This window comes from Vibrio sp. 10N.239.311.G01 (assembly GCF_041465805.1).
GTDB lineage: Bacteria > Pseudomonadota > Gammaproteobacteria > Enterobacterales > Vibrionaceae > Vibrio > Vibrio crassostreae_C.
In genome coordinates this window covers 54,111-70,595 of the sequence record NZ_JBFSRM010000028.1, presented here as the reverse complement: position 1 = coordinate 70,595, position 16,485 = coordinate 54,111, and the positions used below count along the sequence as shown (strand labels likewise).

Here is a 16,485-nt window from a genome sequence, read left to right as displayed (position 1 = left end):
AAAGGTTCACTAACAACGTCAGTTGGCTAGGTGACCCTCGGCTTAAGAAGGGTCACCATTACTAATGCAGCATGCGTGCCAACTTTTAAAAAACGTATTTACTACGCATCTGGACACGTATTAGCCGTATATCCTTGTTTGTTTTGCAAACTGGAATTGCAAATTGCGAAACTCAACAAAAACGCTAGTGATTATGTTGTTATTAATGAATCATTAAAGATTCATTACCCTTCCCCAAAATGCCATATTTCCCTTAGATTCAATCACTTTAAACAGCAATAAACCTCCCCCTAGGGTTACTCAACATCAACAATACCCCAAACAGCGCCCATAAAAAAACGCGAACATTGAGATTCAATATTCGCGCTTATTCGATTTCTATGACAGAAAGAACTTAACCCACGAGACGCCTTTTTATAAAGCGACTCATGTTCGTTGCTCTTTCAATATCTCAGAAAAGATTACTTCTGAGGAGCTGGCTTAGAACGGCTTCGAGACGGTTTGTTTGTCGAAGGTTTGTTGCTTGTCGGCTTATTTGACGACTTGCTTGGGCCGTAGCTACCGCCGTAACCAGACTTCTTAGGTTTGCCTGCAGGTTTACCCGCGTTGTTTGGCTTACCAGTACCGTTAGATTTACCCGCACCGCTTGGTTTGCTCAGAGTGTTCTGAGCACCTGCGTTATTTGCAGCAGGTTTATTGCCCGCACTACCGCGTTTAAAGTTGCTGCCGTTGTTTCTTACTGATTTATCTTCAGTTGTCGCAGCTGAGTTGTTTTCAGCAGGTTTCTTACCAGATGTCGGCTTACGCTTTGGAGCCGAACCATTACCAGCTACATGACGCTTGTTCTTACCTGCTGGCTTGTGCCCGCGAGCGTTATCACCAGAGCGTTGACCATCAGCATGTTCACGTGGCTGTTTTGCTTTCTTCGGTTTCTTAGGCTTGATTGGACGTGAATCCAAGCGAGACTCAGGTAACTTATTTACTGGAGAGAAACCTTCCAGTTCACGACGCTCTAGCACTTGTTGAATCAGGCGTTCAATACCGAACAGCTCACCCACTTCATCAGCACAAACCAATGAAATCGCTTTACCTACTTCACCTGCACGGCCAGTACGACCGATACGGTGTACATAGTCTTCTGATACATGAGGAAGATCGAAGTTAACTACTTGAGGCAGTTGCGGGATATCGATACCACGAGCGGCGATATCAGTTGCAACAAGTACTCGTACCTTACCTGTTTTGAAGTTCTCTAAGGCTTTAGTACGTGCACCTTGGCTCTTGTTACCATGGATAGGTGCAGCAGTGATGTCTTGCTCTTCAAGGAAGCGAGCAAGCTTGTTCGCACCGTGTTTCGTCTTGCTGAACACCAACACTTGTTGCCAATCGTTATCTTTGATTAGCTTCGCTAGCATTGCGCTCTTTTTCTTTTTGTCTACTGGGTAGATGCTTTGCTCAACCGTTTTTGCCGTTGAGTTTGCAGGGCTTACTGAAATCTCAACAGGATTGTTCACCAAGCCTTTCGCTAAGCTGCGGATATCATCAGAGAACGTCGCTGAGAACAGTAGGTTCTGACGCTTCTTAGGCAAGAAAGCTAAGATCTTACGAATATCGCGGATGAAACCCATGTCTAGCATGCGGTCCGCTTCATCTAGCACTAGGATTTCTAGTTGGTCAAAACGCACTGCATTTTGGTTGTATAGGTCAAGTAGACGACCAGGTGTTGCCACCAACACGTCACTACCTTTACGCAGTTTTTGCATCTGAGGGTTAATCTTCACACCACCAAACACTACCGTCGAAGTCAGCGGTAAGTTAATACCGTACTTCACTACGCTGCCATTCACTTGCGCAGCAAGCTCACGAGTTGGCGTTAGCACGAGCGCACGAACTTGGTTCTGACGTACGCGAGTACCTTTCGATAACATTTCAAGAATAGGTAGCGTGAAGCCTGCAGTTTTACCTGTACCTGTTTGAGCAGCGGCCATAACATCTTTGCCCGTTAGGACAGCTGGCACGGCTTTCTCTTGTATTGGTGATGGCTTATCGTAACCTTGTGCTTCAATAGCTTTAAGGATCGGTTCAGAAAGGCCAAGGGAGGTAAAACTCATAGATTATTTTCTCAGTTGAATAACATTTAGTATGAGCAACACGTTAAAAAGTGCGTTGCTTCAGCTTTTGCTCATCAAATACATTGATACGGAGCAAAGCGCGGTATTCTGAGGCTTTTCCCCCCATTCAGCAACTAAATTCTAATCGCAGCTAAAATTCAACCTAGATAACTTGTCGCTTCTGTTCGTACATTTTTTCATCAGCGGCTTTTAAGAGCGCATCGACATCATTGTAGTTGTTATTGTGAATAACCCAACCCACACTGATTCTGAGATAAATAGAGTGCGCGTCGTACACAACTGGTGCCGAGCATATCGCCTTTCGTAGTTTAGTCACGATCGACGATACGTGTTGATCATCGATAATGCGTGGCAACAAGACCAAGAACTCATCACCGCCTATCCTTGCGACGATATCTGAAACACGCAGCTCACTTCTGATGCGGTTAGCACACTCAATCAATACCTGATCGCCTGCCGCGTGACCATAAGTGTCGTTGATTGCTTTAAACCCATCGAGGTCGATATTTACAACGGCAAAGGTTCTCGCTCTCTGTTTTTGAGTGGTTTTGAAGGCCTGTTTGAGGCTATACATGAAGTATCGACGATTCGGTAACATCGTTAGCTCATCATGCATAGAGCGGCTATCTGCAATCCGGTACAGACGATAAATAGTAAAGAAGGCAAACGCCAACACTAATATAATGGAGTAGCCTACCAGCCTTACCGCTTGGATTCGATACCAAGGCTCATCCATCAATACATGTTCGTTACCGGAGAGAGCAAGGTACCAACCCCCGTATGGAAAACTCACCTGTTCAGTGGCAAACGCATTATCAAACACATCCTGAGTACCATAAAAGACAGCGCCATCTTTCCCTGAACTGTTTGCACCACGAATTGCTAATTCATACTTTTTCTCGATCTTGCCGATTCCAACATCTTCAAACAGCTCATCTAAACCGATAACAGCACTGGAGACACCCCAATAATCTTGATTAAAAGGCGGATCTCGGAAGATCGGAGTACGCGTAATGAGGGCTTGCCCACCTTGAAACAACTCAAAGGGACCAGCAATAAAGGTGTTGCCAAGATTACGGGCTATCTCAACAGACTCCCATTGATTTGGGTGATCACGATAATTAATACCGAGAATCTGCTCATTACCTTCCATCGGGTAAACAAAGTTTAGAATGTCGTCTTTGGCGAGTCCGATAAGTCGAATATGGAAGCCATCTTGAATGATATTCTCAGCAATCTTATCCCAATTTTTCACCTCACCATCGGGGTTGATGGTCACTAAGGTCGAGAAATTATTGAGGATATACATATCTGACACGATCGCGGCTTCAATCCGAGAACGAATAATGGATAGTTGCTTTTTTGCCTCTGAATACGATTCGTTTTTAAGAAAAGTTAATTGCTTGGCATGAAAGAACTCAATTGCGCTTACTATCGCAAGGAAAAAAAGAAAAGATACTACTCTGGCAGACCACTGCTTGCTAGAACCACTTGGCATTTACGAACCTCTAACACTATTGTTCTATATACTGCCTTATAACGGCTCATTTCTGGCTTATTGCCCCAGTATGCCGCTAAGTCATTAAAAATCCATACTAACGTCGACTATCTATCAAATATTGGGTGATCCATCACTTCAAACTTCTTTACTAAACGAATGGTTTAATCAAAAAGGGTTAGTGAACCTTATAAAGCTTACATTGTATTGACTCAACGCTTACATTAAAGGATTCATCAATGTTATTTTACATAGATTAATAATCAGCTTGGTACCTCACGACATGAAGTTAAAAACTATCACACTGTGTACATTGCTATCAGCCTCGGTTGCCGTTCACGCACAAGAAAACGTTCAAGCGCCAACCGCAGTGAACGTTCAATCCCAAGCAGATTCGCTCAATTCTCAAGAACAATCTTTCAAGCAATCTGCAGACCTAATTCGCACCACCTACGAAAGCCAGCTTTACACCCTGCCTGCATTCAAAGAAGGTCACTACGGGCTGCGCATGTATCGTCAAACATTAGACGATAAGTATTCAGCGGCGGTGTGGAGCGACATGGCTCGAGTGGCAAGCAAGCTCAGCACCCTGTCGAATGACGTTCAAACCATGGAACAAATCGTACTCTACTCAGAGAAGCGAGTTGCATCTTATATTGGTGATAACGATGAGCGCAGTATTCGACGCTACAACATCACCAAGCACATGCCTGAATACCTTTACCTTGGTGTTGACCTTCTAGGCTCTATGGCTCGTGCTAACGAATACGGTTTAGAACACAAGAACGATGCCAAGCTACGCGAAATCATTCGTCGCTATGACTTCTCACGATACGTGACCAATGAAGACATGGTGAAAGCGTGGGCCGCTCAATTAGCGAATCAGGTTTACTGGTTGCGCCAACTGGGTGAGCAGGATGTCGTTGATGAGTTTGTCGATACCTTCAAAAAAGCGTATCCAGACGATAAAGACAAAAAACTCTCAAGCCAGCAATTCGGCAATAAGATCTATGGTATGACACACGTCATCTTCGGCGACTCAGAATATTACCAACATCAAGTAAGCGAACAAGACCATCAATGGATCTACGATTACTTTAGAGAAAACATCGATACGATTCTGCTGCGTGCGAAAGAAGATGTGATTGCTGAGGTTGGATTAACCTTCTTATTGGCAGGTTTAGAAGATGACCCAGTTCTAGAGAAAACTCGACTCGCGATTCAAGCTTCAATCGATGAGAAACAAGGCATGATCCCTTCAATTACTGGCGATTTTGACCTTGAGTACGGTGAACACCGCAACGTATTAGCAATCATGCTACTCGATTGGCAGCAAGTGAATGAAGCGCCGACTTATGAAGGCAACCCTAAGGTGTTTACTAACATCCCTTACGGACTCATTAAAAACCAACCACCGAAGAACTAGCAACATACCTAGCCTAGGTTCATCATAGAACCCAAAAAGCCTCATACCTTTCAAGGCTGCGGCTTTTTGCTGTTTACTACGTCAGTACTCGTATCAAAAGTTGTTAATATCAAAACCTGCGTAAAGATAAAAACAAAGACGACATCAAGCTCCTGACACGGCTTTGTTCATCACTATCGTAAAATCCCCTTCTGCGTAGCCCTCCGTTAAAGAGACATCATCGCAGAGCGTTTTACAGAAACGATAGACACCTTGAGGGTGATAACTCATCAAGGTATTACGCGAAGGATACTGGCTTGAGTTGAGAAGATTAAAAATCACCGTCTGATTCGCCAGTTCATACATGCGAGTAATCATGTTTGTCAGATAATCAGAATCACGAGAGATGTAGTTCAGTGAACCACTAGCGATGACAATGTCGTGCGCCTCAAGGTTCATTTTGCTCATATCACCCGCCAAAAACTGACAACGATCTTCTGTGTAGTTTTGCTTCGCCTTCTTAAGAAAGCCTGCGTGTTGGTCAACGCCGGTATAAGATTGAATACGATAGATGCTGTCGAGCAGTTCAAACAGCTCGCCATAGCCGCAACCCAAATCTAAAACACTCTTCTTTTCGAAGTCCGCCGCACGAGCGATTACTTCAAAGCGACACAATTGACTCTCTTCGCTAGTCCAACCTAAAGCTTTAGCCTTGTCGCCATTCGAGCGGTTAGTTTGTTTCCGATGATAGCGATACACCTTCCAACGATCGAGCCAGTGCATTCAAATCAGCCCTACTTCAATGAACATCAGCACACCTTGATAAGATTAAGCTTTAGAACTTGAAGAAAAGAGCCCACCGATTTTATAACCGATCGCATAGCAAACCACGGCGACAGTAACAAACACCAATGCCGAGAAGAAATACGCTACAGACGCTGCGACACCAGCCCCCCACACCACGCTGAACACCAAACCGAGATAAGCCTCTTTTGGCCACTGGTAGATAGGAAACTGAGCGCCGCCAGCAATTAGGTAAACCATCGCAAACAAGCCAATGAAGGTAACAATAAGACCGATGAGAACGCGAATGTTCATGGAGAGACCCTTGATTAATTTAGCTTGGTTGCCATTGTTCCTAATCGAAAGCGGATATGCTTAGTCGGAACCGAATGTTCTCAATCGAAATCGAATGTTCTTAATCGAAGCCGAATGTTATTAATCGCAACCTGATGATATTCAAGTATATCGGATAAAAGGAACTGGCTCTATTACTCTTCCGAGTGAGCTTTTACTCACGATAGACAAATCACAGTCGACGGCCAAAACCTGATTTCGCCTGATTAACAGGCATAAAAAAGCGGACACCCTCCTTACGTTAACTCCGTAAGTAAAGTGTCCGCTTTAACTGAATATAGCTTAAAGCAGGATGAAAATACCCGCTAAGCATGCACTCATTAGGTTTGCTAGCGTACCAGCAGCTACAGCTTTCAAACCTAAGTTTGCAACTTCAGCACGGCGCTCTGGTGCCATAACACCGATTGAACCTAACTGAATCGCGATAGAACCAATGTTAGCAAAGCCACATAGAGCAAAAGTCACGATCACTTGGCTGTGTTCAGATAACAGAGCTTTGTTCTCAACGAAGTCGATAAAAGCAACAAACTCGTTCATAACGATCTTCTGACCGATGTAAGAACCTGCCATCAATACTTCATCACTCGGGATACCGATCAGCCATGCAAGAGGCGAGAACAGGTAACCGAAGATAGCTTGCAGCGTAATGCCCGCAAAACCGAACGTTTCACCTAGGCTTTCTAGGCCAGTGTTGACCATCGCAATCACACTCACGAATGCAACCAACATAGTACCAACCGCTACCGCAACCTTCATACCGTTCATCGCGCCGCTTGCCAATGCATCAATCACGTTGCTTTGGTCAGCTTTATCTAGTTCGATATGGTCGTAATCACTTGGTGTGCTGCGCTCAGGAACAATGATCTTCGCCATTAACAGACTGCCCGGAGCCGCCATAAAGCTTGCAGCGATAAGGTATTTAAGCTCAACACCAAGGCCAGCATAACCACCAAGTACACTACCCGCTACCGACGCCATACCACCTGCCATTACAGCAAACAGTTCCGAACGAGTCATAGACTTTAAAAAGGGACGAATAAGAAGAGGAGACTCACCCTGAGAAAGGAAGATATTACCTGTAGCAACCAGAGATTCAGCTTTACTTGTACCCAGCAGTTTTTGCACCGCTCCGCCCAAGATTTGAATCACTTTCTGCATAACGCCTAAATAATAGAGCGCAGAGATCAAAGCACTGAAGAAGATAATGATTGGAAGTACGCGAATCGCGAAAATGAAACCTTCAGTAGCCAGATCACCAAATAGGAAAGCGATACCAACGTCTGCAAAACCAAGCAAACTCGAAACGCCATTGCTTAGGCTTGTTAACGCAAGTTGTCCCCAAGGGAAATACAATACTAAGGCTGCAAAACCGATTTGAAGTAATAGTGCACGAGAGACCGTTTTCCAGTTAATTGAAGAACGACTTTCAGATAACAGGTACGCGCAAGCAATCAGTGCAAGAACACCGACAAAACCAAATAGAATATTCATAATGTGTCCTAGTAATCCTTAAAGAGTGAACATGAGCCAAGCAAATGACATCAAAGGAACAGGACAAAGAACCGCAAGCAAAACGCTACGCGATGAAGGAGCTAACAGGGTTAGCGAATGTAACAACGAGTTGTTCATGTAAAAAATCACCTTATACAAGCAGTGGAACGTAGCTGGTCCGGTCCGTGGGGTCATTCACATATCCATGTGACGGCTTGTATTGGCTAAGCACCGGCTTAAAACCGGAAAAGAAGTATAAACAGTTAAGTGAGACTTTCATCACATTTTTTGACGCAAACGATCGCGCGGTCATAAAGCGTACAAATCGAACTACTTCTCGCAATAATTAATTTTTCCAGCAAGAAATAATGCAAAAAAAACCATCATTAAAATAAAAAGCCACAGAGTGTGGCTTTTTCAAAATATGAGATCAAAGTGGGAATAACTAGTTTAGCAGGGCACTTTTCACTTCAGCATCTCGGAATATCTCTTCAAAACGCTGTTTGTAGATCAGTTGCATCTCATTGATGATTGCACCACCATCAGGTACATCATTCTCGCCTTGGAAATTTTTGCTGAGTAGCTTATTACCAGCTTCATCATAGATAATCACATTAACGTTGTACCAAGAGTTATCCGTAAATGCGTGGAAGTCATACTTCCACTCATTCAAGACAAACATCATCGATTTGTTGTCGAATGCTTTCATCTGCTCAGCAACCTTGGTGATATCCTCTTCAGGCGTCGTCTCAACCGACTCAACAGCTACTTGCTGTTTTTTCAAGCCTGCGACCAATCTGTCAGTCAAAAATTGAGACATTGGCTGCTGTGTCGCCGTGTTGTAGGTATAAGGAATACCTAACGAACTGCGAATAATTCCCTCAAATTTTGGCTCTTTATCATGATCGAGAACGTATGGTCTCTTATCGATTACAGCGACGGTCAACGCTTTTTCCTGTGGAACTTCATTGAGTTGAGGCGCACTTTGTTCTGCTGTTAATACCGTTGCACAACCAGAAAGCCCTAACGATACTGCAGCGAGCAGTAAACTGACGAGTTTTTTCATAGATTTACCTATCTTATTGTTTTGAATAGGCTGTTCTAACAAAAATCGACTTAATGAGTAAACATTCATAAAATCAATATTTTACATAATTGTTATTTATATAAATTCGCTCACACATCGGGTTAAATTTATTGAGTCATCAGTCAATAAAAAGGGTTTGTAACGGAACGTTATGAAATGAACAGATTATGTTCAAGCTATCAAGCACAAGGACATCGGCGCGTACTATGTTCTGGCACCAAAAATTGCGATGCCTCATGCTCGCCCTGAAGATGGTGTGAACGAAGCATCACTGCAAGTAACGGTATTCAAAAAGGGTGTTGATTTAGAGTCAGAAGACAACGGTGACGTTTACCTTTCGATTACTCTGGCGGCGATGGACTCAGATAGCCACATCCATACGATTATGGCGCTATCAGAGTTGCTCCAAAATGATGATGACATTGATGCCATCATCGCAGCGGAAACTGAGCAAGCGATCATCGAGATCTTAAAGCGATACTAATCTCGATCTAAAGATCCTGATAAGCCCCCATTAAAAAAGCGATAGCCTCGGCTATCGCTTTTCTGTTTCTGGTGTTTAGTCATTTCGACCGAGTATGAGTTTAGGCATCACACCTCTAAAGCATTCAGTGGCGTTAAAACGCGTACATTCTTTTATCTGTTGATAATTCAAAGCAATATTGCGCGTGTTTATTAAGGCACTCAAACACTTCTCGATCCAACTTAAAGTTATCAACGTGGTCCCTCAAAATAGCGAGAGTCTCTTCTAACGTCATGCCTCCACGATAAGGTCGAGACTGAGTTAGCGCTTGAAACACATCCACCACAGCAACAATTCGACTGGGTTGATCCAACTCTTCCGCCGTTTTTCCCATTGGGTAACCCGAACCATCTAACCTTTCATGATGATCAGATGCCCACTGACAAACCTGAGGTGAACTGAACAACTCCTGCAATGCGAATCGAGTGTCCGTTGCATGGCGTTTAATACAGCAATACTCTTCTTCAGTGAGTAAATCCGGCTTATGCAGAATGTCATTAGGGGTTTGCAGTTTACCGATATCATGGACTAACCCAGCCAGATAGAGTTTGCGCTGAGTGGTGTAGGAATAACCCAGCTGTTTGGCGAGGTATTCTGAAAGCTGCCCAACCTTTAAAGAGTGCTTAAAGGTAAACGAACTTTTGGTATCAACAACATTGGCGATAAACTCGGCAAAGGCCACCGTCTCATCCAGCGACATTTGCTGGGAGAAAAATGGCACAGGTTCAAAGTTATCCCTCATGTTCTCGATGTATGGAATCTCCATAGAAAACCAGAAGTCATCCAAATCAACCAACTCGCACATGTGTTGCACAAGGTTGGTTTCGAACATCTCATCCGCTTGTTCAGTCAAACGTTCAATGATGCTCGCTTTGCCATCTGGTGTTAGGTTTCCATAACGATCAGAAGAGGTTATGCCGTATAGATAATCGACTCTATCGGCAAGCATCACGATGGCAGCTAGTTCTCTTTCTAACTCGCTGATATGAATAGCCCTTAGCTCAGACCACGGAGTATGGTGATAAAGAACCGGCTTAGCGAATATAGAAAGAACCGGGCACTCTTTTAGAATTTGGTACCCCTTTTGACAATGGTGGTAACTCGAGTCAGGAATGAACCCTGAAACCAAACTACGCTGCTCGTCAATTTGCGATACACCGCAGTCGTGAATTAACCCCAATGAGAACGCGAGCTGCGCTTGCTCTTCTTCCCACCCCACACTCAGAGCACATCGATACGCGATATAGCCCACTCTCTGTCCATGATTTTTACTTTCGAAACCGACGTTATCAAGCGCCTTAGCAATACCGAATAGAGCCTTCCTTAAGTCCACGGTCACGTCCTGGCAATGTTGATTCATTATTTAAGCCTAGCATTTTTATATTTTTTATATATTTAGGCCGCTAATACTAATGCATAGCTAATGATTATATACACAACTATTGTAAGGTTTAATGAGTTTCGTGATAGAACCAACGTATCACGAAAAATCCGTGCTACAAATGGTTGCATATTAAAAATCATGCGACATTATAGCCTGCCGACTAAGATTCGCTTAAATAAGCAGCCATAAGAAAAGGAAAGACATGTTTAAAACGGTTATCGACAACGAACTCTCCATCGCATTGGTTGAAGAGAGCTTCGCTTCTCACTACGCGGAAATCTCACAAAGCCAGAATGAGTACCTAAGTCAATGGCTCGTGTGGCCGCCACATTGTAAAACCGAGCAAGACTTTAGGATCTTCATCCAACGCTCGCTACACGATTATGCCGAAGGGAAAAGCATGACTTGTGCAATCGTGTATCAAGACAAGGTCGTCGGTAACTGCAGTTTCAATACCATTGATCATGATAAGCAAAAGGTGACCATAGGTTATTGGTTATCTGAGACATACCAAGGAAAGGGGATTGTGACGCGCGTTGTCCAGAAGCTGATTGATGTTGCTTTCAATGAGTTAGATATGGAAAAGGTAGAGATATCAGCCGCAACCGGTAACCAAAGCAGCCGCAAGGTTTGTGAGCGCTTACATTTCACGTTAGAAGGTATTATAACTCGTAACGAGAACTTGAATGGCCGCATCGTAGACCACGCTATTTATGGACTTCATCGCTCTAAGCTCTAAGCTCTAAGCTCTAGGCTCTAGGCTCTAGGCTCTAGGCTCTAGGCAGTAGTAACTAAGAAGTCACTCGCTTGTAAATCGGAATATAACAAAGCCACGGTATTAGTCGGTGGCTTTGTTATTTGACGAGCCTGAAGAGCTCTTGAAGCTGCAGCTTATGCGATCTTAGGAATCACGATACTGAACTTGGCGCCACCATAGTTGCTGTCGTCGATTTTGATATCCCAAGAAAGTTTTTTAGCCGCCGATAGAGCAATCGCGAGGCCCACCCCCAATCCACCGTTGGTCGACGTTCTGCTTGAGTCTAGTCGAGAGAACGGAAGGAATACCTCATCACGCCTATTCTCTGGTATTCCAGAACCATTGTCTTCAATCACCACCAGCCAGTTTTCTGAGTTCTCATCCAGCGTCATCCACACTTTGTCTTGTGTGTAATTACCCGCATTCTTGAGAACGTTATCGAACACCAAGCGTGCCATTGAGCAATCACACTTAATCTTGCACTCTAGCTGTACCTTAGATTCAAAGGTGGCATTGTCTAGTTTCGAGTAACGAATTCGGTCTAGGCAATACTCACGAAGATCGGAGGTCACTTTAACGAGCTCAAAGAAAGAGTTATCCATGACATTCAACTTCGACAGCATGATGATTTCTGACGTGAGCTCGTTGATATCCTCAATGTAGGTATCAATGTCATCGAAAAGAACCTGATGATTATCGGGGGCTCCCCTTCTTAGGATATCGGTCGCCAGTTGAATACGACTTAGCGGAGTTCGTACTTCGTGTGGGATAGCTTGAGCGAAAATATGACTTTGTTTTACTTTGCTTTCGATCTCTTCAGCCATGAAGTTAAAACTGCTGGCCAAATCAGAAACAGGATGGATGTCGTCCATGTCAGATCGAGTACTAAGCTTGCCCTTACCAAACTGTTTCTGCTTCTCGACGAGCAACTCTATTCTTTCTTGAAAACGCCTCACAGGTAAGTAAACACTTGCTCCAATCGCCACAATCACAGCCAACAACAGCCCTAACAAAAAGTGTCGTTCTGAGTCTTCGTACCATTCAATGTCAGGAGAGAAAAAGTCCCCTACCTCACTGAACCCAAAACTGAATTTAGAGTTTGGTAGCTGAAACACGGTCGAATAGAGGTTGTCATCACTTAGATATATCGGCACACCGTTTAAGGTTGTGTATAACTCACATTGTTGGCAAGGCGCCTCGCCCGACCAATTCTCCAACAGGCGTAAATTGAAGATATAAAATTGTTGGTAGCCTGTTCTATCGAGCTCTTTATAGAGTGAGTTTTCTTGATTGTGTTGACGAACATACTGGTCCGCAAAGTAGATGCCATCATTGAGGAAGGTTTCGATCTCGGTGCGTCGCATGTGCCCCTCACCAAGGTTCAAGAACAAAAATATCGTTGCCGACATCCCAGTCACAATCCCAAGGTATAAGCGAGCAAACATCGAAACCGAGCGAAGCTTCGTAGCAATGAACTTACGCAACCAGCATGTACCCCTTGTTGCGAACCGTACGAATCAACTGTTTGTCTTTTGCGTGAATGCGCAGCTTTCGGCGTAACCCAGACACGCGCATATCAATCGAGCGGTCGTTGAACGCGTAATCTATCCCTCTAAATAACTGACAGCACTGGTCTCGAGTCACGACCTGACAGATGTTATTAACGAGAAGGTTTAAGATTTCAAATTCAGCAGAAGTAAGCTTGAGGTTTTGGCCGTAGAGCGTGGCACTTTGAGCAGAGCTGTTGATTACAATATCGCACTGTTTTTCAGCCGTAGTTTCTTGCGCAGTTTTTACGGGAGTCGCTCGACGCAATAACGCTTCAATTCGCGCTAACAAGGCATGGCCACGAATCGGTTTGGCAACGTAATCGTCCGCACCAAATTTAAACAAGCTGACCTCGCTCATTTCATCGGCGGAAGCCGTTAGCACTAAAATCATTCCATTGTAAAACTCACGGGCTTGACGGCAAATTTGCGCGCCGCTCATCCCTGGAAGCATCAAGTCCAACAGCACTAAATCAGGTTCAATACTACGGATCGCTTCAAGTGCCAAGTTCCCTTCATGAACAACGCTAACATTGTAACCTTCAGCTTCGAGGTAAAGCGTCGTTAGACGAGCTATCTCTTGGTCATCTTCAACAATGAGCACTTTGGTTTTCGACATTCCTATCACCAGTATTTATTAAAAGCGAAGGCAGTATATATACTGGTCATAGATCATCAATATTGGAATCAGAGCCCTACATTTACCGTACGCAAAACATAGTAATCACTTTTGTACATACACGTTTACAGAATAGAGAACCAACAACGGTGCGCCTTGGTTTATCAAGGTTTCCTCCTTCAGAGCACACCATTTTGATGTGCAAGGAAAGTGGCTCTTTGATAAAAGCGAACTGCTGCTAAACCTAACCTGTACAACAAAGCAAAAAGAGAAACTGATAAAAGCCAGATACAACGCAGAACACGACTGTTTAACGGAGCTTTATAATCGCCGTGGGATCAGCAACCTTCTAGAAACCAGCATTGCCTATCGCTCACCGTTTGAATTGATGTTTGTCGACCTTGATGGCTTCAAATTAGTTAATGACACTTATGGGCACACTGTCGGAGATCAACGACTCAAACAGGTTGGTGAACGCCTTAAACAGTTGGTTGATGAGAAATGCATGATAGGGCGATTTGGTGGCGACGAATTCATTGTGATTGCCCACACCTGCCGAAATCAAAATATCCCACTACTTTGCTCTCGCATCATTGATGCCTTAAACCGAAGTTTCCATATCAGAGGCATCGGCAGTTTATCTGTCGGTTGCAGCATAGGTACCGCGCATTTCCCTGATAACGCGGTTGACCAAGAAACATTGCTAAAGCAAGCGGGTATGGCGATGCATCTTGCAAAAGCGAATGGTCGAAACCGCTTCCAAACGTTTACCCCAGACTTAGCACAAACCCTGCATCGCAAAGTAGAGATCCGCCATCGACTGGCACGCGCCATAGAAAACGACGATCTCAACCTTCACTATCAACCGATCATGAACACCAACAGCGACAAGGTGAAAGGGTTTGAAGCCTTGCTTCGATGGTCAGACAAAGAGCTAGGTAACATAGGCCCTGATGAGTTTATTAGCTTAGCGGAGGAGACGGGGCAGATTGTACCGCTCGGGAAATGGGTTCTGAACTCTGCACTCAAACAGCTATCGATATGGCAACGTGAGTTTGATAGTGAGTTGATGATGAGTATCAATATTTCGAGTATTCAGATGCACGCGACCTTTGCCGAGCAGCTATTAGCAATGTTGAACTTCTACAATATCCAACCTCAAAGCATCGCCCTTGAGATCACCGAATCTTCCATGATCTTCAAGCATGGTGAAGTCAGGCAAGCGTTAAGCGATATTTCTAAATTGGGCGTAGAGCTTCACCTTGATGACTTTGGCACAGGCTACTCGCCACTGTCGATGTTGCATGACTTACCGATTAGCACCGTGAAACTCGATAAAAGCTTCGTCCACGGTTCACACAAAGGGAGCAAAGCGATTGTCCAAGCCACCCATGCTATCTGTGAAAAATTGGGGCTAAAAGTGGTTGCTGAAGGTGTCGAAACCGAAACGCAAAAAGCGTTCTTAATCGATTGTGGATACCAGTATCTTCAGGGATTTTTATTTAGTAAACCAATTCCCTCAAATGAAGTCGAAAGTCAGTTTTTGAATGGTCGACAATCCTACAATTAAAGACTTATTTATCAATAAATTAAGTCGTTTGAATGCTTCCTAAACAATCGGCTGCTGTGGGTGTGTACGCTTACGTATGCTTACATAGCGTTTAACAGTAAGAGGAAATAATTAAGCTATTGTTTATAAAGAAAATTACTTAGAAATTCACACAATAAAACACCAAACCATTATACCCACTAACTGTAATGACTTGGGTATTTAGATTACCCTCATTCCGTCCCTTTAGCAGAGCAAATAATCGGTAACCATGAACAGACAAAACGGCTTCACTCTTTTAGAACTCATCATCTCTGTATTAATTTTAGCGATCGTTTCGGCGACAGCTATGGTCAAGTTCTTAAACGTTCAAGGAAGTGCTCGGACGAGTAAAATACATGATGTGGCTGGTAACCTTCGCACGGGTATCGATATGATCTACGCGAAGTCAGCGATTGCTGGCGTTGAGGATGAGTGCAACTATGTTGAAAAGACGGAGATTGAGACCTACTACGTTTGTCATGGTTACCCAATCGCCTATGTTGACTCACTAAGAAGACTGCTCAATATCGACGCAACAGAGCTTCATGTCATCAACAAAGAAGTAGACTCTGGCAGCAATGCAGAAAGAGTAGCCGCCATCTCTTTCGACACCGAAAACTACACCTATTCGCCAGAAGGAGACTTTTGTCAGGTGCTTTATCAGCCAGAAAAAGAACCACAGATCGTGGTGCTTGATGGTGCATGTTAAATACTCAACGATTGCACGCTTCCATAGTTAACACAAAGCCACCGCAACAGATCTTTGAATATCATGTGGTTACGCTAACATTTGCTCAAAAATAACACTAATTGATCTAACTTGTTGCTGCTTATACTTTTAGGCAGTGCTCATGGTATAACACCAACCTCATTCATATCTTATTTTCATCACTAGCCGATTAATATTTACATAGACACATATTTGATACATATGTCAATAATAATTCCATTAAAATTCTTTAATCAACACATCGATAAGCCGAATGAATACCATCAGAAGCTACATTAGAAACCTCTAAATCCAGTCGCTAAACCTACCGCGTAGAAGCTGTGAAATGGATAAATACCAAAACAAATGGATAAATCCCCCTTACCCCTTGTAAATCATTGGCTTTCATTTATAAATTCAACTTTTGGGTGAACATCTCCATAACCTTTCATTAAAGCCCAAATTCTGCGATTAGTATCAACATCTTGAGATAAAATGGTGACATTTTGGTTATATTATTTAGATCGAACTCTTGTGTTGAATGAAAATCCCAGCCATCACATATCCATCACACAAATATAATAACTATCGCTTAGGAGTTAAGC

12 protein-coding genes and 2 pseudogenes are annotated in these 16,485 nt (G+C 43.6%); 5 read left to right on the top strand and 9 right to left on the bottom strand.

Annotated features, from left to right (window positions below; all coding sequences use genetic code 11):
- Positions 1–461: 461 nt before the first annotated feature.
- Both AB6D06_RS19005 and AB6D06_RS19000 read right to left on the bottom strand, forming a co-directional pair.
- Positions 462–2,111, bottom strand: coding sequence for a DEAD/DEAH box helicase (locus tag AB6D06_RS19005; RefSeq protein ID WP_017060608.1), 1,650 nt, complete (start codon positions 2,109–2,111; stop codon positions 462–464).
- Positions 2,112–2,274: 163 nt separating this feature from the next.
- Complete coding sequence (locus tag AB6D06_RS19000) at positions 2,275–3,630, bottom strand: diguanylate cyclase (protein ID WP_372111396.1); 1,356 nt, start codon at positions 3,628–3,630, stop codon at positions 2,275–2,277.
- A gap of 283 nt (positions 3,631–3,913) precedes the next feature.
- Here AB6D06_RS19000 and AB6D06_RS18995 point away from each other — a divergent pair, with 283 nt between their 5' ends.
- Positions 3,914–5,056, top strand: coding sequence for a DUF3541 domain-containing protein (locus tag AB6D06_RS18995; protein WP_017060606.1), 1,143 nt, complete (start codon positions 3,914–3,916; stop codon positions 5,054–5,056).
- A 144-nt stretch (positions 5,057–5,200) separates the two neighbouring features.
- Here AB6D06_RS18995 and AB6D06_RS18990 read toward each other — a convergent pair whose 3' ends face one another.
- From AB6D06_RS18990 to AB6D06_RS18975, 4 genes are all read right to left on the bottom strand, one after another.
- Complete coding sequence (locus AB6D06_RS18990) at positions 5,201–5,818, bottom strand: class I SAM-dependent methyltransferase (RefSeq protein ID WP_017064868.1); 618 nt, start codon at positions 5,816–5,818, stop codon at positions 5,201–5,203.
- A 45-nt stretch (positions 5,819–5,863) separates the two neighbouring features.
- Positions 5,864–6,133 carry a hypothetical protein gene (locus AB6D06_RS18985; RefSeq protein WP_017064869.1) on the bottom strand — a complete coding sequence of 90 codons (270 nt, stop codon included), beginning with the start codon at positions 6,131–6,133 and terminating at the stop codon, positions 5,864–5,866.
- A 321-nt stretch (positions 6,134–6,454) separates the two neighbouring features.
- The gene (locus AB6D06_RS18980; RefSeq protein WP_102320600.1) at positions 6,455–7,663 is read right to left on the bottom strand and encodes a NupC/NupG family nucleoside CNT transporter; all 1,209 of its coding nucleotides are present in this window, start codon (positions 7,661–7,663) and stop codon (positions 6,455–6,457) included.
- A 445-nt stretch (positions 7,664–8,108) separates the two neighbouring features.
- Positions 8,109–8,729 (bottom strand): hypothetical protein, encoded by a 621-nt coding sequence (locus AB6D06_RS18975; protein ID WP_017060596.1) that lies wholly within the window; start codon positions 8,727–8,729, stop codon positions 8,109–8,111.
- Positions 8,730–8,916: 187 nt separating this feature from the next.
- Here AB6D06_RS18975 and AB6D06_RS18970 point away from each other — a divergent pair.
- A pseudogene (locus tag AB6D06_RS18970) lies at positions 8,917–9,234 on the top strand (PTS sugar transporter subunit IIA); the annotation flags it as partial.
- 133 nt (positions 9,235–9,367) lie between these two features.
- Here the strand turns inward: AB6D06_RS18970 and AB6D06_RS18965 are convergent.
- Positions 9,368–10,633 (bottom strand): HD-GYP domain-containing protein, encoded by a 1,266-nt coding sequence (locus AB6D06_RS18965; protein WP_017060594.1) that lies wholly within the window; start codon positions 10,631–10,633, stop codon positions 9,368–9,370.
- A gap of 226 nt (positions 10,634–10,859) precedes the next feature.
- Between AB6D06_RS18965 and AB6D06_RS18960 the strand changes: the two genes are divergently transcribed.
- A complete protein-coding gene (locus tag AB6D06_RS18960) occupies positions 10,860–11,396 on the top strand; it encodes a GNAT family N-acetyltransferase (protein WP_017069226.1) in 537 nt (178 codons plus the stop codon).
- 152 nt (positions 11,397–11,548) lie between these two features.
- On the opposite strand, the gene AB6D06_RS18955 is transcribed toward AB6D06_RS18960, so the two are convergent.
- Both AB6D06_RS18955 and AB6D06_RS18950 read right to left on the bottom strand, forming a co-directional pair.
- Positions 11,549–12,898 carry a sensor histidine kinase gene (locus tag AB6D06_RS18955; protein WP_372111391.1) on the bottom strand — a complete coding sequence of 450 codons (1,350 nt, stop codon included), beginning with the start codon at positions 12,896–12,898 and terminating at the stop codon, positions 11,549–11,551.
- Positions 12,891–13,580 (bottom strand): response regulator transcription factor, encoded by a 690-nt coding sequence (locus AB6D06_RS18950; protein ID WP_017060591.1) that lies wholly within the window; start codon positions 13,578–13,580, stop codon positions 12,891–12,893. Before AB6D06_RS18950 ends, AB6D06_RS18955 begins: the two co-directional genes overlap by 8 nt.
- 181 nt (positions 13,581–13,761) lie before the next feature.
- On the opposite strand from AB6D06_RS18950, the pseudogene AB6D06_RS18945 reads away from it, so the two are divergent.
- Both AB6D06_RS18945 and AB6D06_RS18940 read left to right on the top strand, forming a co-directional pair.
- Positions 13,762–15,150, top strand: a pseudogene (locus tag AB6D06_RS18945) (putative bifunctional diguanylate cyclase/phosphodiesterase); the annotation flags it as partial.
- 250 nt (positions 15,151–15,400) lie between these two features.
- On the top strand, positions 15,401–15,880 hold the full coding sequence (locus tag AB6D06_RS18940) for a type II secretion system protein (RefSeq protein ID WP_372107137.1): 480 nt from the start codon (positions 15,401–15,403) through the stop codon (positions 15,878–15,880).
- The last annotated feature ends 605 nt before the right edge of the window (positions 15,881–16,485 follow it).